Here is a 21,459-nt window from a genome sequence, read left to right on the forward strand (position 1 = left end):
CATTTTTCAACCATCATCATCATTTGTTTACTTTATTGTATTATTTTAAAAAAATATAAAGAGCAATAAAAAATACATTAATTTTTATTGCTCTTTATTTAAATTTAATTATATTTTATTTTCTTTAACCATCTTCTTAGCGCCTAAATATGTTGCAAGGAAATAACCTCCATAAACAACAACTAAAAGTACTATAGAAATAATTATTTGTGTCATCATTGATTCACTTCCAAAAAGACTTACAATATCTGATGATACTTTTAATCCAACTATTGAATGAACTATTGCTAAAGATAATGGTACCATAAAGTATATCGCTATTTGTACTAGTAATGATCTATTTATCATATTGTTATCAACACCAATTTTTCTAAGTAAATTGTACTTAGCAACATTGTCAGCACTTTCAGATAACTGTTGTATAGCAAGAATTGCAGCTGTTGTTAATAAGAAAATTACTCCAATATATATAGCTAAGAATGATAACATTGCACCGAATCCTACAGAACTAGCTAGTAACTTCTCTTTAGTTATAGAAAATATATTATTATCATCTTCTATAGCATCATCAATAAATTTTGAAAAATTATTTTCAATATCTCCATTGTTATCTTTATAATTTAGTACTAACCATCCTTCCTTAATTTCTAGACCTTCAACTAAAGAATCTTTAATAATAAAAATACCACAGTTATTTTTCACCATCTCATTATTAATTGTTATATCCATTAGTTCTAACTTGCTAGGTACAAGCTTCTTATCATTAATAGTTATTTCTTTATTACTTTTTAATGCTTTTTCAAGTCCACTTTTTGTTTCGCTAACATTAGAATATATAGCATATTCATTATCATTCAATACTACATTTTCCTCTCCTAACATATCTAATATCTTGTTAAAATGCGATAATTTAATAACCCTCATAGAACTATTATTCATTACTGGATATAAACTCTTAGCTTTGTTACTTTCTTCTTCGCCTAAGTAATCTTTTAAACCAACATTACTATCATAAAGTTGATAATTGACATAATCATTAGAAAACTCATCAATATTAAAACCTTTTTCTTTTATAGCTTCTTCTATATTAACACCTTCAAAGCTATATATTGTAGCATCTACCTTCGTTAAATCTTTCATATCAGAATTCATAGATTTACTCATCCCTAGTCCACCAGAAAGTGTACAAATTGCTACAAATAGCATAAGACATATAAAAGACATAGAAATAAATGTAGTATTAATTTTACTATTAATTTGACGTAACACAAACATATTTAAATTTTTAAGATATATTCTTTTGTTACTTTGCACCAATCGTAATAAAAATCCAGATAATGAAAAGAAAAATAAAAATGTTCCTACAACACCTATTAATATTGTTAAAGAAAAATTACCATCTAACTCAGCTATACCGTTACTAAGAATTCTATGATATCCGTATCCTATCATAATAACACTTATTATAAAAATTATTACTGAAATCATTATATTTTTAGTCTTTAATGTCTCATTTTTCTTTGCTGCTGTAAGCAAATCAATTAATTTAACTTTTCTAAGGGTTACAGAATTAAAAATCAACACAATTGAATATATAATAGCAAAGTATAAAATAGTCTTTTTTAAAGCCTCCATTGAAAATACAAATTGAAATTTAGTTAAATTAACTTGAAATAATTTTGCTGTAAGTACTGATAAACCTTGTGATAAAAATATACCAAGTATTGATCCAAGTACTAATGATATTAATCCTATAAATACAGTTTCTAAGAAAAGTATTCTTCCAATACTGCCTTTTTCCATACCTAAAGTCATATAAATTCCAAGTTCTTTTTTTCTTCTTTTTATAAGATAATTATTAGCATATACAATAAGAAATCCTAGAACCCCTGCAATAAATACTGAAGCTACTGACATAACTTTTCCAACCATTTCAAAGATTGATGCTTGATATTCTCCTATATCCATCATGATTTTCTGAGATTCTATAGAATTGAAAGTATAAAATATACATACTCCAAATAATAAAGTTAAAAAGTATATTGTATATTCCTTAAAACTTTTCTTTACATTTCCTAAAGCTAATTTAAAATAAGTCACGTTGATCACCTCCAAGAAGGGTTACAACTTCTATTATTTTATTGAAAAACTCTTTTCTTGTGTCATTGCCTCTCACTATATCATTAAAGATTTTTCCATCTTTTATAAATAAAATTCTACTAGCATAGCTTGCTGTAAAAGCATCATGAGTTACCATCATAATAGTTGCTTTTCTTTCCTTATTAAGAATCTCCAAACTTTCTAGAAGCATTTTTGATGACTTCGAATCCAATGCCCCCGTTGGCTCATCAGCTAAAATAAGCGACGGATTTGTAATTATTGCTCTAGCACAAGCGACTCTTTGCTTTTGACCTCCTGATATTTCATAAGGATATTTTTTTAATATCCCTTCAATATTTAAAGCCCTTGCTACATCCTTTACTTTGCCATCAATATCCCTGTGACTTACCTTAAGTATTGTTAAAGCCAATGCTATATTTTCATAACAAGTTAAGGTATCAAGAAGATTAAAATCTTGAAATATAAAACCTAACTCTTCTCTTCTAAACCTTGATAATCTTTTGCTTTTAAATTTCGTTATATCCTCGTTAGCAATAAAAATATTTCCGCTACTGACCTTATCAATTGTAGAAATACAATTTAATAAAGTTGTTTTACCACTACCAGATGGTCCCATTATTCCAACAAATTCGCCCTTTTTAACATCAAAACTAATATTACTTATAGCCTTTGTAATATTACCTTTACTCCCATAGTATTTTTCTATATTTTTAACTTTTACAATTTCGTTTGCCATAATCTTCACTCCTTTTCTCTCTAAGTAAAGATTACTACTATTTAATTTATGAAACCATAGAACTATATAACAGCAATCTTACATTTTTGTTATATTAGTTCTCAAAAATCATCATTCTATTAATAGGAAATAATATTGATACTGTAGTACTTTCTTTTTCTACAGATTGAATTCTAATAGATAATCCTAATTTTAAAGCAAGCTTCTTACATAAAAATAGCCCTATTCCTGTAGACTTCTTTCCTATCCTACCATTTTCTCCTGTATAACCTTTTTCAAAAACTCTGTTGATAGATCTTTTATTTATACCAATTCCATTATCCTCTATGTACAATATTACATTGTAATCTTTTTCCTCAGCATAAATTTTAATTATTTTTTCTTTCTTCTCCATATATTTTATAGAATTACTTATTATTTGATGTAATATAAACTCTACCCACTTAGCATCGGAATAAACGATTCTATCACAGTCTTTTATATCTATTTTTATAGATTTTTCAATAAGAATATTAGCATTTCTTTTTATTACATTATTGATACAATTTTTTAAAGGTAATTCTTTTATAATATAGTCTTTCTCTATATTATTGCTTCTAGAATAAAATAATGATTGTTCTATATAATCCTCTACTTTTTCTAACTCTTCTTCTATACTTTTTGTTATTTCATTTTTATTATTTTCTACAAGAAGTTTACAAGCAGCTATCGGTGTTTTAACTTCATGAATCCAAAGCTCTATGTATTCTCTATAATCGTAAGTTTCTCTCTTTACTTCTGAAACTTTATCTTTCATGCTTTTTCCCATTTCTTCTATGATATTATAAAAAATTTTGCTTTCTAAAAAGCTACCATCATCTACAACATCTGGTAACATATATTTCTCATGTAATTTTTCTAGTTTCTTTATAACTTCATTGTAATATTTTCTTTTGTTACTATAATCATAAATATAAAATATTAGTATACCAATAAAATTTAATATATTAGTAAAAACTATGGCATAAGTATTTACCGCCATAGCTTTTAAAAGAATCGATGTAAAAATCATTATTATTATATTTATAGATATAAAAATTATCTTTTCCTTAAAATATTCTATAAAGTTCATATTAGTATATATCCTTGACCTCTCTTTGTTTGTAAATACCCTTCTGCACCAATCTCTTCAAGTTTCTTTCTAAGCCTATTAACATTTACTGTTAATGTATTATCATCTATAAACTCATCTTCTTGCCATAAAGCTTTAATAATTTCTTCTCTTGATACTATCTTTTCCTTATTTCTTATAAGTGTATATAATATCCTACTTTCATTTTTAGTTAATTCTATTTTTGTCCCCCTATATTCCACTTCACTAGTTGACATATTATACTTTAAATCCTTATAACTAAATAAATCTACATCACTATTACTATAAGTTCTCCTAATAATCGATGATATCCTTGCTAATAAAATTTGAGTATTATATGGCTTAGTAATAAAATCATCAGCTCCTAAATTCATACTCATAAGTTCATCTACTTCACTATCTCTACTAGTAACAACGACGATTGGAACATTAGATTGTTTCCGTATTTCTCTGCATATATAATATCCATCGTAAAAAGGCAGATTTATGTCTAACAAAATAACATTAGCCTCACTTTTTAAGACTTCTTCTACTATATTTTCAAAATCTGTAGAATATATTGTCTCATAGCCATATCTATCTAAAAATGTTGTTAACTCTTTTCTGATTATTTCTTCATCTTCAATTATAAAAATCTTATATTTCATAAATTCCCCCAACACCATTCAATTGTTATAACATTTTACCTAATTCATCAATTTCTAAAACATAATTTTTACCACAAAAATGACAATTAACTTCTATAGGCTTTCCTTCTTTAATAATCTCTTCTATATCTTTTCTTCCTATACTTGCTACAGCTTTAGTAACTCTTTCTATACTACAATTACAGCTATATTTTGTTTCTGTATTTTCCATTATCTCTAATCCAAAATCCCCTAAAATTTCTTCTAAAATATCTTCAGGTGTCTTTCCTTCATCTAAAAGCTGTGTAATTGGTTTAATATTGCTTAATTTTTCTTGCAATCTATCAATAACTTCTTCATCAGTATTTGGCATAAGTTGTATTATAAATCCTCCAGCATGTTTTACTGTATTATCTTTATTCATAAGAACACCTAATGCTACTGAAGACGGTACTTGATCTGACGTAACAAAATAATATGTTAAATCTTCAGCTATCTCACCTGAAACTAAATGAGTTTGACCTATATATGGTTCTCTAAGTCCCATGTCTCTTATAACACTTAAAACTCCTAATCCTAATGCCTTACCTACATCCAACTTTCCTTTATCACTAGGTGGTAACATAACATCTGGATTTATTACATATCCTTTTACATTAGCATTAGGATCTGCTGTTACAGTAAGTCCTTTTATAGGCCCATCACATTTAATTTGTAATGTTAATAAATCTTTAGTTCCTTTCATCATTGTTCCCATCATACCTGCGGCAGTCATGAGTCTACCTAATGCTGCCGTTGCAATGGGACTTGTATTATGTATATTTTTAACCTCTTCAACTAAATTTCTTGTAGTTGATGCAAAGGCTCTTATTTGATTATTTGCTGCTGTTCCTCTTATAATATAATCTTTCATTTTTATCCTCCGTCTTATTCAATTAGAAACATTAATTCTTTTCCATTTATAATTTAATCTTGTTTATAAAGAAATTATAACATACTAGTATTTATTATATTTAATTTATACAATTTTAAAATAATGAATTTTAAAACTCAATTTCTTGCATTTTATATTACACTTAAAGTCTTATGTAATATAATAATATTACTTCATATAAAATAAGGTTCCAACAACTTCTTTATATCAATATACACACCGTATATATTGTTTTATATATATTTCTTTTAAGAAAATTTACAATTAATATACAATATGCATCATGTAAAATATAGATATATTTCACGAAAAATGGTATCATATTATTATCATAATTATGCGTAAATTGACTAAATTCATTTTCATAAATTCATTTTATAAATTATATTGGGGGGATTATTTTGAAACAATTTATTAAATCTGACAACTTATTTCTTTCTATTTTTCACTTTATTATGATAACATTAGGTTGTGTTCTAGCAGCAGTTTCTCTAGAAACTTTCCTCGTACCTAACTTAATTATCGATGGCGGCATCACTGGTATTTCTATTATGGTAAGTCAACTTACAAAACTTCCTTTAGGACTTTTTGTATTTTTATTAAATTTGCCATTTATATTCCTTGGTTTAAAGCATATAGGTAAAATATTTGTAATAAAAACTTCTTATGCTATGATTTGCTTTTCTCTTTTACTTTCATTACTTCATCATGTTCCCGAAGTAACTAATGATATGTTATTATGTACAATTTTCGGAGGTATTCTATTAGGTGCTGGAGCTGGAATAGTAATCAGATATGGCGGTTGTTTAGACGGGACAGAAACTATAGCTATATTAATAAGTAAACATACCTCCTTATCAGTTGGACAAATTGTTCTAATATGCAACTTACTTATATTTAGCACTTCCGGTTTCTTATTTGGATGGGATAGAGCTCTATATTCATTATTAACTTATTTTATAGCTTTTAAAATTATAGATATGGTAGTTGAAGGTTTTGAACAAGCTAAATCAGCAATGATTATAACAAATCACGGAAAGGAAATATCTGAGGATATATTTAATAAATTAGGGCGAACAGTAACAATAATGGAAGGTAAAGGTCTTATTTCTGGAGAAAAAGTCATTCTTTATTCTGTTATAACAAGATTAGAAGTTTATGCCTTAAAGAAAATTGTTCAAGAAGACGATCGTTCTGCATTTGTAACCATCTCTGATATATCAGAAGTTATCGGTACTCCAATAAAGAACTAATAAGTCACATAAACTTACAATTATATAATTCACAATTCACAATTAACAAAGCGCAATTCACAATTGAAAATTGTGAATCGTGAATTGCGAATTGAATATTGGTTTTTTCATCAATTAAAAGTTACTTCACCATTCAAATTATAATAAGCACCTACTATCTTTAATTTTCCTTCATCAACATATTTCTTTATGCACTGATCTTCTTCGATCTTCTTAATAACTGCTTCAACGTTCTTATGGGATGCTTCTTCTATATCTTTTGATTCTAAAACAGATGGTTTAATTTCTTCAACTATCCTACCTATGTTACTAGTATCTTCTTTATTATCCTTGACACAATTATAAGCAGCCGTTACTGCTCCACAATTTTCATGTCCCATGACTAAAAGTAAAGGTGATTCTAAATGTTCTACACCATATTCTATAGATCCTAAAGCTAAATCATCTACTACATTACCTGCTAATCTAATTTCAAATATGTCACCAAGTCCTGTATCAAATACATGGGCAGGTGTTACTCTAGAATCTGAACATGATACTACAATAGCAAATGGATTTTGACCCTTTTCCAAATCTTCTCTTCTATCTTTTGAAATATGAATCATTTCACTTTTTCCTTTTACAAAAGCTTCATTACCTGATTTCAATCTGTCTAAAGCCCCATCAGCTGTTGATACATCTATAGTCTCTAACCTAGTCTCATTTTTTGAGGTCACTTTTACATTCTCTTCTTTATCTTTACTTCCACATCCTGATATTATTAAAGTTAATAGTAAAAATATAGACACTACTGTTTTTTTCAATATTATCTCTCCTTTTATGTAAATTTTTTCCTATATCATTGTAGTACCTTATTTCCTATTTTTCAATGAATAATTTATGAATTTTGAAATATTATTAATATATTACATCATTTTATTGTATAAAACTGTAAATAAAAAACTATGCACCATTTTTAATGCATAGTCTTTTAACTTATTTATAATACCTTTGATAAAAAATCTTTAGTTCTTGAATTTTTAGGATTTTCAAAGATCTCACTAGGTTTTCCTTTTTCTAAAACTTTTCCACCATCTATAAATAGAATTCTATCTCCAACTTCCCTAGCAAATCCCATTTCATGAGTAACTACTATCATAGTCATTCCTTCTTTTGCAAGTTTTTTCATTACTGCTAACACTTCTCCTACCATTTCTGGATCTAGTGCAGAAGTAGGTTCATCAAATAACATTACATCTGGTTCCATAGCTAACGCCCTAGCAATGGCTATTCTTTGCTTTTGTCCTCCTGACAACGATGCCGGATAAGCATTTTTCTTATCTTCTAATCCTACCATTTTTAAAAGTTCCATAGCTTTTCTTTCTGCTTCACTTTTAGAAACGCCCTTAACCTTAATTGGCGCTAAAGTAATATTTTCTATTACTGATTTATGTGGAAATAAGTTAAAGTTTTGAAAAACCATTCCCATTTTTTCTCTAAGTTTATTTATATCTACATCTTTATTCATAATATTATTACCTTCAAATATTATTTCTCCTGATGTAGGTTCTTCTAATAAATTAATACATCTTAAGAAAGTAGATTTTCCTGATCCTGATGGTCCTATAACAACCACAACTTCACCTTTTTCAATATGCTCATCTATACCATTTAATACCGAAACTTTCCCAAAGCTTTTTTTTAGATTTTTAACGTGAATCACTTACTCTCATCCTCCTTTCAAAGTAGCTCATTAAACGTCCCAATGAGAATGTTAATATAAAATAAAATACCGCTGCAACCATAAGTGGCTCTAAAGAAAGATATGTGGCTCCTTGTACAATTTTGGATGAAAACATAAGCTCTCCTACTCCAATTACAGATGCCATTGACGAATCCTTTATTACTGTAACTAATTCATTTCCTAAAGCCGGTAATATATTTTTCACAGCTTGCGGAATAATAATTAACTTCATAGCTGTAGATTTTTTCATTCCTAAGCTTCTAGCAGCTTCCATTTGTCCTTTATCAACAGCTTCTATACCTGCTCTTACAATTTCAGATACATATGCAGCAGAATTTAATCCTATTGCTATTATAGCTGCACTAAATGCAGATATATCTATATTAAATATCAATTTAGATCCTGAATATACCATCATTATTTGAAGTAACATTGGAGTTCCTCTAATAACTTCAACATATATTGAAGCAATAACTTTAAGAGGGTTTACTTTCCATATATGAAACTTCGATGTCTTCATAAAAAATAATACAGACCCTAATAATATTCCCAAAAATACGGTAATTATTGAAATCCCTAAAGTAACACCTACTCCCTTAAGAAAAGTATTAAAATATTCACCTAAAAATCCAAAATCAAACACACATTCTGTCCTCCTTCTCTAGAAATTAAATATAAAAATTATTTTTCATTTTCTATTCATTAAAATCATAATAAGCAATTTCTCAAAGTTAATTACTTTGGTTTTGAGCTGCTAATTCATTAGCATCTACTATAAATTGATCTAATTCACCAGAATCTTTAAGTCTTTGTATTGTCTTATTTACTTGATTTACTAAATCAGTTTGTCCTTTTCTCATACCTACCGCATTTCCACCAGCACTATCTTCAAAAGTTATTTCAGAAAGAGCTAATTCAGGATTTGTTTTTATAGCCATCTTTGCCACCGGTTCTTCTGTGATAAGTGCTTCAACCTTATCTGTCTTCAACTCAAGAATTAGGTTATTTACATTAGCTAATAATTGTACATCTGCATCTTTTACTGTCTTCTCTGCTATCTCTTGTTGTGTTGATCCAAGTTGAGCTCCTATTTTTTTACCAGTTAAATCATCTACTGTTTTGAATTTATCTAAATTTTCTTGCTTTACTAATACACCATGTTTTGCTTCATAATATATATCTGAAAAATCTATTTGTTTTTTTCTTTTTTCATCTGGATTCATACCAGAAATAATCATATCAATTTGTCCAGCTTTTAATGCTCCTATAAGAGGATCAAATTCCATTTCCTTAATTTCTAATTCTACTCCCATATCTTTAGCTATCTCATTAGCTAAATCTACATCAAATCCAACTACTTTATCTTTTCCATCTATCATAGCATGAAATTCATATGGAGCATAATCGGCACTCATACCAACTACTACTTTACCTTTTTCTTTTATAGATTCTAAATCATTTTTTTCTTCTTTACTTCCACAACCTACAAATGACAATGTCATGACTCCCACTAAAGTTGTAGCAATAATTTTTTTAATTAACCCCATTTTCATTCTAATCATCCTCCAATTTGTATATTTTTTATAACTTAATATTTATTCATCATTTTTTATTAACAAAAGACAGTTTCACATCATTTTTTGATTAATTATGAATTTAAGACCTATTATATACCGATTTATTCATAAACACAATAGTTTTTATACATTTTTATTGTATTTTTATTCATATATTTTTATAAAATTAATTAGAATAAATATGCAAACCACTTATTTATATTAGTTAAAACCTTATTAAATTTTCCTATATAATTTTGTATAAAAATTCAATAATTCTTTCATTAAGATTTATCCTTTTTTATATTTACTACTCTAGATACTTTATTCATTTCACCATTAAAATAATAAATAATATTTTCACAGGAGATTTTTTGTAAACTCCTCATTGATTTTTCAGAGTAAAATGCTGCATGAGGAGTAATAATTACATTTTCTCTATTTATAAGTTCATTAATTTCTAAATTGGGATTTTCCTCTTTTAACACATCTAAACCAGCACCTCTCACTATTCCCATATCTAAAGCTTCCAGTAAGTCACTCTCATTAACACTTCCACCTCTACCTACATTAATAAATATAGGACTTCTCTTCATCTTGCTAAATCTATATCTATTAAAATAATCTTTATTCTCATTATTTTGGCTCATATGATTACTAATTATATCTGCATATTCTAAAATATACTCTTCATCTACTATTTCTACTCCTAAACTTTTAGCCTTCTCTTTATCTACATATGGATCTACAACTACTACTTTCATTCCAAAAGCTAAAGCTCTCTTAGCTACAGCTTGACCTATTTTTCCAAATCCAAATATTCCTAAAGTCTCATCTTCTAATCTCCTCAAACCATCAATTGATTGATATTGCCATATATGCTTTCTATCAATATCATTAATATAATGCTTGATACCTCTTTCAAGTGATAATATTAATGATAATGTATGATCTGCAACTTCTTGTGTACAGTATTCATTAATAACTAAAACTGAAATTTTCTTTTTTGAAGCTTCTATAACATCAACGGTGTCATACCCCACTGCATTAATAGAAATACATTTTAATTTTTTTGCTTTATCAATAATTTCTTTATCAATTGGTAAGAATGCTGTTAAAATTGCATCAGCATCTTTAACAACTTCAATAAATTCCTCTTTATTATCTTTATACTGATAAATAACTATTTCTGCATCCGTTATATTATCTTGAAGAAGTTTCTTTTCATAATCAAGATCCCTAATCAAAACATCCGGATAATCACAAATTACTATTTTCATGTCGTCACCTCTAAATCTATTTTCCTACTACAAAGTTATAATTCACAGCTTCATATAGTATTTTCTTAGTCACTTCTATAACTTTATCCATTTCTTCATCAGTTCCAATTGAAATTCTTACATACTCATTTATTCTTTTATCATTGAAATGTCTAGTTAATATACCATGTTTTCTTAGTTCACTATAATATTCTTTACCACTAATAGAATCATGTGTTACAAAAATAAAATTAGTTTTACTATCGGTAACTCTAAATCCAAGCTTTCTTAATTCCTTTTTAGTTCTTTCTCTAGTAGCTATTACTTTATTATTGCACTTTTCAAAGTAATCATTGTCTTTTACAGACTCTACTCCTGCTATTTGTGACATCGTATTTATGTTATATGGAGTAATAGAAAATTTCATTTTATTTAGATCCTCTATTATTTCTTTTGATGCAATAGCAAAACCTATCCGTGCTCCAGCCAAGTTTCTTGATTTAGAAAAAGTTTGCACAACAATTAAATTAGGATGTTTATCTAAAAGTTCAATGCAGGACTTACTACCAAAATCTACATAAGCCTCATCAATTACTACAACTCTATCTTGATTTGATATTAAAATCTTTTCTATTTCTTCATGTGTTAATACTAATCCTGTTGGTGCATTAGGGTTTGCAATAATTATATTTCTACCACAATTTATATAGTCATTTATATCAATTGTAAAATCATCTTTTAGAGGCACTTCTTTTGCATCTAAATCGAAAGACTTTGAAAATACTCTATAAAAGCCATAAGTTATATCTGGAAAACACACTTTAGTTTTTTCATCGACAAATGCCATCATAATTAATGCTAAAACTTCATCTGATCCATTTCCTATAAAAACTTCATTAAAATCAACATCATAAAAGTCTGCTATTATTTTTGTAAGTTTTGTTGTATCTGGATCACAATAAAGATTTAATCCTGCAACTACAACCTTATCTATTGCATCTACCACATTAGGTGATGGTGGATATGGCGCCTCATTAGTATTTAATTTAATATATTTTTTCTCCTTTGGTTGTTCTCCTGGAACATAAGGTTCTAAATTTGAAAATCTATCTATCAAAAATTTACTCATCTATATCAGTCCTCACTTATCTCCGATTCTATCAATGTACGTTAAAAGCTTTTTAATACCTTATCTAAAATTCCCACCGCTATATCTATTTCTTTTTTTGTAACTATAGTAGGAGCGATAAACCTTATAACATTTTTATCACATCCACATGATAGTAGTAATAATTTATTATCTAGTGCACCTTCTATTACTTTTTTAGTCAGCACTGAATTAGGTTCCCCTTTTTCATCTATCATCTCTATTGCTAACATAAGACCTAATCCTCTTACATCACCTATACAACTATGCTTCTCCTTCAACTTCATCAATTGACTTTTGAAATATGACCCCATTTTCTCAGCGTTTTCAATAGCTCCATTTTCTAAGATATCAATTGTAGCCAAAGCAGCGGCACATGCTACGGGGTTTCCACCAAAAGTACCTCCATGAGCTCCTGCTGGCCACTTTTCCATATATTCTTTCTTAGCAATTACAGCACCAAGCGGAAATCCAGAGGCTATAGCCTTTGCTGTAGTAAATATATCTGGTTTCACTCCAAAATGCTCTTGTGCAAACATTTTACCAGTTCTACCAAAGCCAGTTTGTACTTCATCAAAAATAAGCATTATTCCATAGTCATCACATACTTTTCTTACATACTTAACAAATTCTACTGGCGGAACTATATATCCACCTTCCCCTTGAATCGGCTCCATTATTATCGCTGCAACTGAATATGGGTCTATTAACTTCTTAAACATATCATCAAACTGATTATTCTCTAATCAAATAGTGTTCTATTGTTTTTATTATTAACTTTGGTAAAACTTCAAAAGAATAAGGCATGTATACTCTTTCAGTCCACTTATGAGCATCTTTACCAAAACATCCATAATTTACAGCTGGTATATTAAGTTTCTTTATATCCCTTATTGGTACATCATAAATGTTCTTATACTCTGGAAAATTACTTATAAGTTTATCTATAGAATTATTATTATCATCTACTTTTAAGTAACTACTATCACTTAAACTTGGGAAAAATCTCATCATCTTGTAATTTTCCTTTTCTTCAATTCCTACCTTCTTTGCAATACTAAATACATCATCATAAATCTCCTTCTCCAACTGAATTTCATCTTTAAGAGTATTATGAGGACAATATGGTGCTGCAAAAAAGATAACTATTGTAGGTTTTTGTATTCCAGCAACAATCATAAGATTTTTAACAATCTCTAAAGGAATTTCCCTCTTATCCATATTCCTTGCTATAGAATTTTCTCTAATATCATCTATATATTCTTGAAGATCTCCACTATAGGATTCCTTTGCTAATTTAAATAGATTATTATAATCTAAAATCTCACCATCATAATGAATTTTTGAACAATTCATCTCAGTAATATTGCAATATTTTTCATATCTCTTATTAATAATTGATAATACATTTTCAAAAGCTATCTTTGCAGCATTCTTCAATTTTGCAATAGTTTCATCTATCGTTTCATTGTGAACAAAATAATTAAAATAGACAAAAGATGAATATGAGGTTTGTACATTATAATGTTCCTTTAAATCTTTCATTTTTAATACAGAAGGTGGCAATGTATATTCATTATCATATTCATTACAATAATCCGGATTAAGATTCATCTCTCTTATAAGTTCACTAGCTATCATAGATGCATCAAATCCTTCAAAACATTGTCCTACATGAGTTTCCTTACCTTGTATATAAAAACAAGGTAATAACTTTCCTACTGCACCGGTATAAATATATTTTGTTATATCTCCTTCATAAAGTGGACATATATAGTCATTGTTAATAGCTAATTTATATACAAGTCCTTCTTTCTCTTGTAGATTCTTAAATACTTCCAATGCCTTAATTATTCCTGTATGCAAATTTTCTTCTACAGGATTTATAGATAAAAGTATATTTCCCTTAATATCTTTAACTCTTTCACTAAGGTATTTCACTACTACCATAAACACTGCTACGCCACTTTTCATATCACAAGCCCCTCTACCGAAAAGCCAGTTTCCTGATTCCAAATCTTCTTTTACTTCTTTATCCAACTCTAATTCTTTTAATCTGTTCATAAGGTCATCACAATTAAATGCAACATCTTTTAATTGTGCAAAATCATCTACACCTACAGTATCCATATGACCATGTAAAATAATTGTATCTTTACTATTTCCCTTTTTTCCTTTTATTAGTGCAAATACATTTCTTCTATCAAGTTTGTCATCTAACTTTTGAACAAAAACTCTATTACTATATTTTTTGAAATAAGGTATTTCTTTTAAATATCTTTCTATATAGCAAGCAATTTCTTTTTCTCCTTCTGTATTATTGATACTTGAAATACTGACTAATCTTTTTGTTAACTCCAATATCTCATTAAACATGTCTACGAAACCCCCATTTCATTATCAACTCTAATGAATTAACATTCTCTTATTAACTCTATCTAAATGTTCTTTCATAGCTTCACTAGCTAATTTAAAATCACTTTTTTCTAAGTAATGAATTATCTTTTCATGTTCTTCATTAGCAACTCTACTATATTGTGGCAAAGTTCCTTATAATATCAAAAATCTCTTTGTTGTAAGATTCGCCTTTTTTACCATATCACTTAAAAAAGTATTACCTGTTAATTCTGCTATCTTAGTGTGAAATTTATAATCTAAATCAATAAACTCCTTATTATTTTCATCTATTGTATGAAGTTGCTCTATATGTGTCTTCTTAAGGTCTTTAATCTCGCTCTTTGTTATTCTATTTTCTAACAATGATACTGCTAATGGCTCTAGTGATTTTCTTACTATAGTTATATCTTCTATACTTTTTTCTGTGATATCAGACACTACTACATTTTTGCTACCGTTATATTCTGCTATCTCCTCATATACTAATCTAAGCAGTGCAGATTTAATTGGTGTTCTACTTATCTGTAATTTTTCTGCTAACCCCTCTTCTGTAAGTATTTGTCCCGGTTTAAGCTCATTAGCTATTATAGCTTCTTTAATAATTTCATAAGCCTTATCTGCTAATGTAGGATTTCTCTTTATAGCCCCTAATGTTTTCATAAATTGTCCCCCAATGTCTTATAAAAATTATATTCTGCTCAATGGAAATGTCATGCAATGTGGTCCTCCACCAGCTTTTAATATCTCTGTAATATCTAAATCTATTACAGTAATTCCTCTTTTTCTAAGTTCTTCATTAACATAGGTATTTTGCTTTAATGATATAACTCTCTTATTTCCAATAGATTGTAGATTACATCCATGATTAAAAACACTTTCTTCAGTTATGTCAATTGTTTCAATACCCATATCCTCTAATGTTTTTAGAAATTCCTTTGGCAGTCCCTCTCTATAAGCTACTGCTAATTTTTCATCTACAAGATTAAAACATAAATCTAAATGTAAATATTTTTCATCACAAGGTACCGCTATCACTTTATATCCATATTTACTTAATGATCTTCTTATTTCATCAATACCTTTTTCATTACTTCTAGCCACCATTCCTATAGCTAATGTATTATCATCTAAGAAAGTAAAATCTCCTCCTTCAAATAATCCTTTCTTACATTCTGCTACCATAGGAATTCCCAATTCATCCATTTTATCTTTATATACTTCTCTTTCTAGAAATCTTACAGATTCCTTAAAATTTCCAAGTATATATCCTTCTCTTATACATCCTCCAAAATCTCTTGAAAAAACAGAATTTCCTCTTCTCGAATCTGAATCTACCATCACTACTTCTACACCATTAGCTTCATATGCTTCCACCAACGATCTATGCTCCTTTTCCATCTTCTCAACATCTAATTCTGTTGTCTCCCATTTTTTCGCTATTTCATTTATTGGCACAGCTTTCAGATATGTTGGCCTACACATTAAAACCTTTTTTAAAACTCCAGTTGAATTTTTTACAAACATTTTATCCATTATAAAACCTCCAAAGCTTGTTTCTCGTATTCTGTATACAATGATATAAATAAAAAAAGGTGTCAAAGATATTGCTATCTTTGACACCTTTGTCATGTATATTCAACATATTAATTATAATACCATTTTTTAGCATTGTCCACAATTAATTATTTTTCTACTAATTTTCTTAATTCCCCACTGAACTTCTCTATATTTTGAAGTGATTCAGATATTCCTGCTATTTTCTCACTTTGATTCTCTGTAATAGCTAATGTTTCTTCTATAGAAGCCGAATGCTCTTCTGATATATTGGATATAGTGGTAGTCTCATCTACTATCTCTACAAATACATTCTTCATATCTTTCATATTTTCTAAGCTTTCCTCAAGATTACTATCTATCTCCATAAAAGCATTTTCTAACTTCTTAAATGTATTATTAACACTATTTACTGTTTCTGTACCCTTATTAGACACATCCTCAACATTTCTAACTTCATCTAAAACTCTTGTTGTTAATAATTTTATTTGATTAATTATTTTATCAATCTCTGTAGCTACACTATCACTTTGTTCTGCTAATTTCCTAACTTCATCTGCTACAACAGCGAACCCTTTTCCTGCTTCTCCAGCCCTCGCCGCCTCGATTGAAGCATTTAAAGCTAACAAGTTTGTTTGTCCAGCTATATTCTTTATACCTTCTAAGAAATTACCTACTCTTTCAGTACCTTCTATTAAATCTTCTACACCAGTTACAGTTTCTAATACTGCCTTTTGTATGATTCCCATTTGATTGTTCATTTCATCTACCATTGTTACAGATTCTTTAACAATATCACAAGATTCTTTTGAAACTTCTACACTCTTTTCTGATACAGCATATGTTTTAGAAACCTTCTCTTCAGCTCCTAACATCTTATCATTTATCTTCGAAATAATTTCTGACTGCCTAACTACTCCTGTTGCAACTTCCTTTATAGTACCTGTTAAATTAGTACTCTCTTCATTTACAGTTCTTAAATTTCCACTGCTTTCTATAATATATCCATTTAATTTATCTGTACCCACTTCAATATTATCCATAGTATTTTCGATTTTTGATAGTAAACTTCTTGATTGCTCTGCTTCTTTTCTAGCTTTATCTATAAACTCACCACTCCATTTTGTTATACACAAAATCATTATCATTATAATATTTACAGCTAAAACACTATTTAAAAATTGCATCCAATCTTTTTCAACTAAAACTATTTGTATTATAATCTCAAATATATTTCCTGCCACCATCATTTTTATAAAATAATTTTTATCAAAATACATTCCTGCTATTACTATCGCTATTACCATTATCCATATTGTCATTATTGTAAATGTATGATAGGTAATTGCAAACATCATTATACCTATAACTACTATATATTTTACAAGTCCACATGTTTTATAACTTCTATTTAATATGATAGAAATTCCCCCAATTAGCGACAACATTATAACTCTTATTATATTTTTTAATAAAGAAATCTTAAAAAATACATAACCTAAATGCATTGCAACAAATGCAAATATACTTATAATTATTACTTTATTGACCTTCTTAAGATGTCTATCATCAGCTATTTTCTCCATATAATCCCCCTCTTTTATTCTTATTAATTATTCCTTGTATATTATCGTATGATAATTCCAATTATTTATATTTATTAATACAAAAAATCTATCGAAAGTTAATCTTTCTATAGATTTTTTATAATAAAATTAATTTAAATTTATCATATATACTTTTAGCCTTTTTATAGCTTACAGGAATAAAATTATCTTTATATTTACTTTCAAAAAACTTATCCCCAACATTTTTACTCATGGCTAACCAATATTCTGGTATTACTGCCTCTTTTATATCTTCTTCTCTTAAACTAAGAATAAAATGTTCCATACCAAAGAAACTATATTCTTTTATATTATGATTTTTATTAAATAATTTATAATCATCTACAATATCTTCATTATACTCATGTCTATATATATCTACAAAGAAAAAATCAAAATTTCCTCCCTGTACCTCTCTAGCATCACAATTCACTATTTCTATTTTTTCATTTTTATCAAATAACTTATTATAAATTTCTATTATATCTTCATTATTTTCATATACAATTACTTTTTTAACCTTTGCTTTAGATGCCAATTCTTCTACAAAATACCCAATACCAAGACCTACTACTCCAACTATACCTTTAGCTCTTCTTAAAGCTTCATAATATCCCCCAATCTCTTCTCCGTTCAAACTCATCCATAACATATCATTTTCATAAAGACAAGGCACATTTCTTAGTACTCCTTTGAATACATGCATATAACCTTTATGTTTTCCTTCTTTATAAAAATCCCAATATATCCTACAATGATTAACAGAAAAATCTTCATTTGTTTTAACCTTAGCAGCAAACTCTTCAATTTTATTTTGATAATAACTACTCTTAAAAGGTATCATAATCTTCCTCCCATTTATCAAAATCTACTTATTATAAAATATCAGAAAAGAAACTATTACACAACAATAATAATAGAATTTGCACTTCACAATTAAGGAGATGCCGCACAATAAATATCATGTCTAAGTTCCTTTTATCATGGCACAAGTTAGAAGGAACAGGGCACAAGTAATGTGAAAACTCCTCTTTGGAAGGAATTTTATTATAGTCCTGCGGACGGCACAGTGTTTTCATGTTTACTATAAAATATAATTTGCAACCATAGCTTCATGAAAGTGAAACTTTCATGAGCTTTTTGTAATGACTTTTATATCAATTGTGATCTAAGTAAGAGACAAAATCTAACTTATAACATTCAACTTAACACTTAAAATTTCAGAAATTCCGCAGGAATTTCCTCCATCCCTGTGCCTTGTGCCATCATACTTGTGTCCTGCTTTTTGCCTTATCAAACTTACTAAAAAACTTGACATACTATTTATGCCCGCCTCATTCACTACGCACTGAAAAAAGGAACTCTCGTCAACGAATTTTTCTTCGTTATAACGAAAGCTCCTTTTATCTTATTTATCCCAACATTCTACGTTTTCAATTCCTTCAATAGATTCCTTTGTAAAAACAGGATTTTTTCCTTTTCTTTTCTGTTCTTTATAATCTTCTAAGGCATCTAACGCTTTCTTTCCTAATAAAAGTATAACTAATAGATTGATAAGCGCCATAAGACTCATAAATATATTTGAAGCAGCCCATACTACTCCAAGTGGTGCAATAGTTCCTAATATAACCATAACCACTACAAATACTCTATAAACAATTAATAATGTTTTACTAGTATTTATAAACTCTAGATTAGTTTCACCATAATAGTAATTACCAATTATAGATGAAAAAGCAAAGAAAAATATACATACTGCGATAAATATGTTTCCAAATCCTCCAATATGGGATGATAATGCTTTTTGTGTTAAGGCTATTCCTGAAACCTCTCCAACAGTATATACATCTGATAATAATATTATTAATGCTGTACATGTACATATTAAAATTGTATCTGTAAATACTCCTAATGTTTGAATCAACCCTTGTTTAACTGGGTGAGAAACTTCTGCTGTAGCTGCAGCATTTGGAGCACTACCCATACCTGCTTCATTAGAAAATAATCCTCTTTTGATTCCTATCATAACCATTCCACCAAAAGTTCCGCCAACTATCTCTTCAAATCCAAAAGCATTTCTAAAAATTAAACTTATTACCGCTGGTATTTCTTTTATATTTAAGATTATTACTACAAATGCTATTCCTATATATAAAACTGCCATTATAGGAACAATAACCCCTGATACCTTTGCTATTCTCTTAACTCCTCCGAAAATAATTACTGCTGTTAATATTGCCAATATAATTCCTATATAAATTGGCTTAATAGAATCATTATTAAAAACTGTAATCAACGCTTCCGATATAGTATTTGACTGCGCTGAGTTAAATACTAACCCAAAAGTAATCGTAATTAGTATTGCAAAAACAACCCCTAACCATCTTTGATTAAGCCCTTGTTGTATATAATAAGACGGTCCACCTCTATATGTATCTCCATCTTTAACTTTATATATCTGTGCTAACGTACTTTCTATAAATGAAGATGCACCACCAATAATAGCTAATAACCACATCCAAAATATTGCCCCTGCTCCACCTATTGATATAGCAAGTGCCACTCCAGCAAGATTTCCTGTTCCAACTCTAGATGCTGTAGACATACAAAAAGCTTGGAATGATGAAATTCCATCTTTATCATCTTTAGATGTTCCTTCTGTCAAAAGCTTTATCATATCTTTAAAGTGTGTTACTTGTACAAACTTTGTTCTAAATGTAAATATAAGTCCTACTATGATTAATAATGGAACCATAACATAAGTCGATATGCTACCATCAATTTTATCCAAAAACTTCTCCATTCTTTTCTCCTTCTCTTCTTTTGTATCTTTTTCTAATAATATTATCAAATTTCAATAAATTTATCAAGTTTTTTTGTTTTTATTGACAATTTGTGAGTTTTTTTGCGTATAGCTTATCCTTTTATCAATTCAATTTATTTTGATATTTTTACTACTTTCATTTTATAATAATATAAAGGATGTGATTTTATGAAAAGACTTTCTGTAAGATTTGAAGGTAGAGTCCAACAAGTAGGTTTTAGATTTTTTGCCGAATCCGCATCTACTAATTTTAATATAACAGGATGGATCAAAAATCTAGATGATGGAGATGTTTTATTAGAAATTCAAGGCGATGAAAAAGAACTATTCAATTTTACTAATAAACTTATAAAAGGCAATGGATATTCTAAAGTTACATATCATGAGATAAGAGAAATTCCAATGGTGAAAAACGAGAAAAAATTTAAAATGATATATTAAATTCACAATTATCAATTAAAGTGATATATTTAGCGCATATATAAAACTATTATACTTAAGTGTTGTTTTTTGATAACTTAATATAAAAATACTTGGCCTATGCAATCAAATAATTTAAATTACCACCACTTAACTATAACAGATACTAA

22 protein-coding genes are annotated in these 21,459 nt (G+C 28.2%); 2 read left to right on the forward strand and 20 right to left on the reverse strand.

The window, feature by feature from the left end:
* Positions 1-108: 108 nt before the first annotated feature.
* The 5 genes from CM240_RS08955 to hslO all read right to left on the reverse strand — a co-directional run bounded on the left by CM240_RS08955 (position 109) and on the right by hslO (position 5,528).
* Entirely contained in the window at positions 109-2,100 is a 1,992-nt protein-coding gene (locus tag CM240_RS08955; RefSeq protein ID WP_044038522.1) for an ABC transporter permease, read from the reverse strand.
* On the reverse strand, positions 2,087-2,857 hold the full coding sequence (locus CM240_RS08960; RefSeq protein WP_044038524.1) for an ABC transporter ATP-binding protein: 771 nt from the start codon (positions 2,855-2,857) through the stop codon (positions 2,087-2,089). The genes CM240_RS08955 and CM240_RS08960 overlap by 14 nt, the downstream gene beginning before the upstream one ends.
* A 94-nt stretch (positions 2,858-2,951) precedes the next feature.
* The gene (locus CM240_RS08965; protein WP_044038526.1) at positions 2,952-3,968 is read right to left on the reverse strand and encodes a sensor histidine kinase; all 1,017 of its coding nucleotides are present in this window, start codon (positions 3,966-3,968) and stop codon (positions 2,952-2,954) included.
* The gene (locus CM240_RS08970; RefSeq protein ID WP_044038528.1) at positions 3,965-4,636 is read right to left on the reverse strand and encodes a response regulator transcription factor; all 672 of its coding nucleotides are present in this window, start codon (positions 4,634-4,636) and stop codon (positions 3,965-3,967) included. Before CM240_RS08970 ends, CM240_RS08965 begins: the two co-directional genes overlap by 4 nt.
* A 25-nt stretch (positions 4,637-4,661) precedes the next feature.
* Positions 4,662-5,528, reverse strand: a complete 867-nt coding sequence (hslO, locus tag CM240_RS08975; RefSeq protein WP_044038530.1) for an Hsp33 family molecular chaperone HslO — start codon at positions 5,526-5,528, stop codon at positions 4,662-4,664.
* A gap of 422 nt (positions 5,529-5,950) precedes the next feature.
* Here hslO and CM240_RS08980 point away from each other — a divergent pair, with 422 nt between their 5' ends.
* Positions 5,951-6,802: a YitT family protein gene (locus CM240_RS08980; RefSeq protein ID WP_242838472.1), complete on the forward strand. Its 852-nt coding sequence runs from the start codon at positions 5,951-5,953 to the stop codon at positions 6,800-6,802.
* Between the two features lie 110 nt (positions 6,803-6,912).
* Here CM240_RS08980 and CM240_RS08985 read toward each other — a convergent pair whose 3' ends face one another.
* The 15 genes from CM240_RS08985 to CM240_RS09045 form a co-directional block, all read right to left on the reverse strand.
* Positions 6,913-7,605 carry a carbonic anhydrase gene (locus CM240_RS08985; protein ID WP_044038532.1) on the reverse strand — a complete coding sequence of 231 codons (693 nt, stop codon included), beginning with the start codon at positions 7,603-7,605 and terminating at the stop codon, positions 6,913-6,915.
* A gap of 176 nt (positions 7,606-7,781) precedes the next feature.
* A complete protein-coding gene (locus CM240_RS08990; RefSeq protein WP_044038534.1) occupies positions 7,782-8,504 on the reverse strand; it encodes an amino acid ABC transporter ATP-binding protein in 723 nt (240 codons plus the stop codon).
* Positions 8,491-9,168, reverse strand: coding sequence for an amino acid ABC transporter permease (locus tag CM240_RS08995; RefSeq protein ID WP_044038537.1), 678 nt, complete (start codon positions 9,166-9,168; stop codon positions 8,491-8,493). Before CM240_RS08995 ends, CM240_RS08990 begins: the two co-directional genes overlap by 14 nt.
* Before the next feature lie 88 nt (positions 9,169-9,256).
* Positions 9,257-10,078 carry a transporter substrate-binding domain-containing protein gene (locus CM240_RS09000; RefSeq protein ID WP_044038539.1) on the reverse strand — a complete coding sequence of 274 codons (822 nt, stop codon included), beginning with the start codon at positions 10,076-10,078 and terminating at the stop codon, positions 9,257-9,259.
* A gap of 287 nt (positions 10,079-10,365) precedes the next feature.
* Positions 10,366-11,361, reverse strand: coding sequence for a C-terminal binding protein (locus CM240_RS09005; RefSeq protein ID WP_044038541.1), 996 nt, complete (start codon positions 11,359-11,361; stop codon positions 10,366-10,368).
* A gap of 16 nt (positions 11,362-11,377) precedes the next feature.
* Positions 11,378-12,469, reverse strand: coding sequence for a histidinol-phosphate transaminase (hisC, locus tag CM240_RS09010; RefSeq protein WP_044038543.1), 1,092 nt, complete (start codon positions 12,467-12,469; stop codon positions 11,378-11,380).
* 41 nt (positions 12,470-12,510) lie between these two features.
* Positions 12,511-13,209, reverse strand: a complete 699-nt coding sequence (locus CM240_RS09015; protein WP_084485405.1) for an aminotransferase class III-fold pyridoxal phosphate-dependent enzyme — start codon at positions 13,207-13,209, stop codon at positions 12,511-12,513.
* 13 nt (positions 13,210-13,222) lie between these two features.
* Positions 13,223-14,863, reverse strand: coding sequence for a M20/M25/M40 family metallo-hydrolase (locus CM240_RS09020; RefSeq protein WP_044038545.1), 1,641 nt, complete (start codon positions 14,861-14,863; stop codon positions 13,223-13,225).
* A 30-nt stretch (positions 14,864-14,893) separates the two neighbouring features.
* Positions 14,894-15,031, reverse strand: coding sequence for a hypothetical protein (locus CM240_RS17495; protein ID WP_156930531.1), 138 nt, complete (start codon positions 15,029-15,031; stop codon positions 14,894-14,896).
* 6 nt (positions 15,032-15,037) lie between these two features.
* Positions 15,038-15,544: a GntR family transcriptional regulator gene (locus CM240_RS09025; RefSeq protein ID WP_051483779.1), complete on the reverse strand. Its 507-nt coding sequence runs from the start codon at positions 15,542-15,544 to the stop codon at positions 15,038-15,040.
* A 27-nt stretch (positions 15,545-15,571) separates the two neighbouring features.
* Positions 15,572-16,417, reverse strand: a complete 846-nt coding sequence (locus tag CM240_RS09030; protein ID WP_044038547.1) for a dimethylarginine dimethylaminohydrolase family protein — start codon at positions 16,415-16,417, stop codon at positions 15,572-15,574.
* Positions 16,418-16,566: 149 nt separating this feature from the next.
* On the reverse strand, positions 16,567-18,024 hold the full coding sequence (locus tag CM240_RS09035) for a methyl-accepting chemotaxis protein (protein ID WP_044038549.1): 1,458 nt from the start codon (positions 18,022-18,024) through the stop codon (positions 16,567-16,569).
* 118 nt (positions 18,025-18,142) lie between these two features.
* Positions 18,143-18,889 (reverse strand): class I SAM-dependent methyltransferase, encoded by a 747-nt coding sequence (locus tag CM240_RS09040; RefSeq protein ID WP_051483780.1) that lies wholly within the window; start codon positions 18,887-18,889, stop codon positions 18,143-18,145.
* Between the two features lie 342 nt (positions 18,890-19,231).
* Positions 19,232-19,363: a hypothetical protein gene (locus CM240_RS18155; protein WP_278246567.1), complete on the reverse strand. Its 132-nt coding sequence runs from the start codon at positions 19,361-19,363 to the stop codon at positions 19,232-19,234.
* A 90-nt stretch (positions 19,364-19,453) separates the two neighbouring features.
* Positions 19,454-20,848: an alanine/glycine:cation symporter family protein gene (locus tag CM240_RS09045; RefSeq protein ID WP_044038551.1), complete on the reverse strand. Its 1,395-nt coding sequence runs from the start codon at positions 20,846-20,848 to the stop codon at positions 19,454-19,456.
* Between the two features lie 189 nt (positions 20,849-21,037).
* On the opposite strand from CM240_RS09045, the gene CM240_RS09050 reads away from it, so the two are divergent.
* Positions 21,038-21,310, forward strand: a complete 273-nt coding sequence (locus CM240_RS09050) for an acylphosphatase (protein ID WP_044038553.1) — start codon at positions 21,038-21,040, stop codon at positions 21,308-21,310.
* Positions 21,311-21,459: the final 149 nt, after the last annotated feature.

This window comes from Clostridium bornimense (genome assembly GCF_000577895.1).
GTDB classification, from domain to species: domain Bacteria; phylum Bacillota; class Clostridia; order Clostridiales; family Clostridiaceae; genus Clostridium_AN; species Clostridium_AN bornimense.

Excerpts from the sequence above, each read along its gene's own strand:
- CM240_RS08960 (WP_044038524.1), bottom strand. The coding sequence starts at position 2,857 with ATGGCAAACGAAATTGTAAAAGTTAAAAATATAGAAAAATACTATGGG.
- CM240_RS08965 (WP_044038526.1), bottom strand. The coding sequence starts at position 3,968 with ATGAACTTTATAGAATATTTTAAGGAAAAGATAATTTTTATATCTATA.
- CM240_RS08970 (WP_044038528.1), bottom strand. The coding sequence starts at position 4,636 with ATGAAATATAAGATTTTTATAATTGAAGATGAAGAAATAATCAGAAAA.
- hslO (WP_044038530.1), bottom strand. The coding sequence starts at position 5,528 with ATGAAAGATTATATTATAAGAGGAACAGCAGCAAATAATCAAATAAGA.
- CM240_RS09000 (WP_044038539.1), bottom strand. The coding sequence starts at position 10,078 with ATGAAAATGGGGTTAATTAAAAAAATTATTGCTACAACTTTAGTGGGA.
- CM240_RS09005 (WP_044038541.1), bottom strand. The coding sequence starts at position 11,361 with ATGAAAATAGTAATTTGTGATTATCCGGATGTTTTGATTAGGGATCTT.
- hisC (WP_044038543.1), bottom strand. The coding sequence starts at position 12,469 with ATGAGTAAATTTTTGATAGATAGATTTTCAAATTTAGAACCTTATGTT.
- CM240_RS09015 (WP_084485405.1), bottom strand. The coding sequence starts at position 13,209 with ATGTTTAAGAAGTTAATAGACCCATATTCAGTTGCAGCGATAATAATG.
- CM240_RS09020 (WP_044038545.1), bottom strand. The coding sequence starts at position 14,863 with ATGTTTAATGAGATATTGGAGTTAACAAAAAGATTAGTCAGTATTTCA.
- CM240_RS09025 (WP_051483779.1), bottom strand. The coding sequence starts at position 15,544 with ATGAAAACATTAGGGGCTATAAAGAGAAATCCTACATTAGCAGATAAG.
- CM240_RS09030 (WP_044038547.1), bottom strand. The coding sequence starts at position 16,417 with ATGGATAAAATGTTTGTAAAAAATTCAACTGGAGTTTTAAAAAAGGTT.
- CM240_RS09035 (WP_044038549.1), bottom strand. The coding sequence starts at position 18,024 with ATGGAGAAAATAGCTGATGATAGACATCTTAAGAAGGTCAATAAAGTA.
- CM240_RS09040 (WP_051483780.1), bottom strand. The coding sequence starts at position 18,889 with ATGATACCTTTTAAGAGTAGTTATTATCAAAATAAAATTGAAGAGTTT.
- CM240_RS18155 (WP_278246567.1), bottom strand. The coding sequence starts at position 19,363 with ATGTCAAGTTTTTTAGTAAGTTTGATAAGGCAAAAAGCAGGACACAAG.
- CM240_RS09045 (WP_044038551.1), bottom strand. The coding sequence starts at position 20,848 with ATGGAGAAGTTTTTGGATAAAATTGATGGTAGCATATCGACTTATGTT.
- CM240_RS09050 (WP_044038553.1), top strand. The coding sequence starts at position 21,038 with ATGAAAAGACTTTCTGTAAGATTTGAAGGTAGAGTCCAACAAGTAGGT.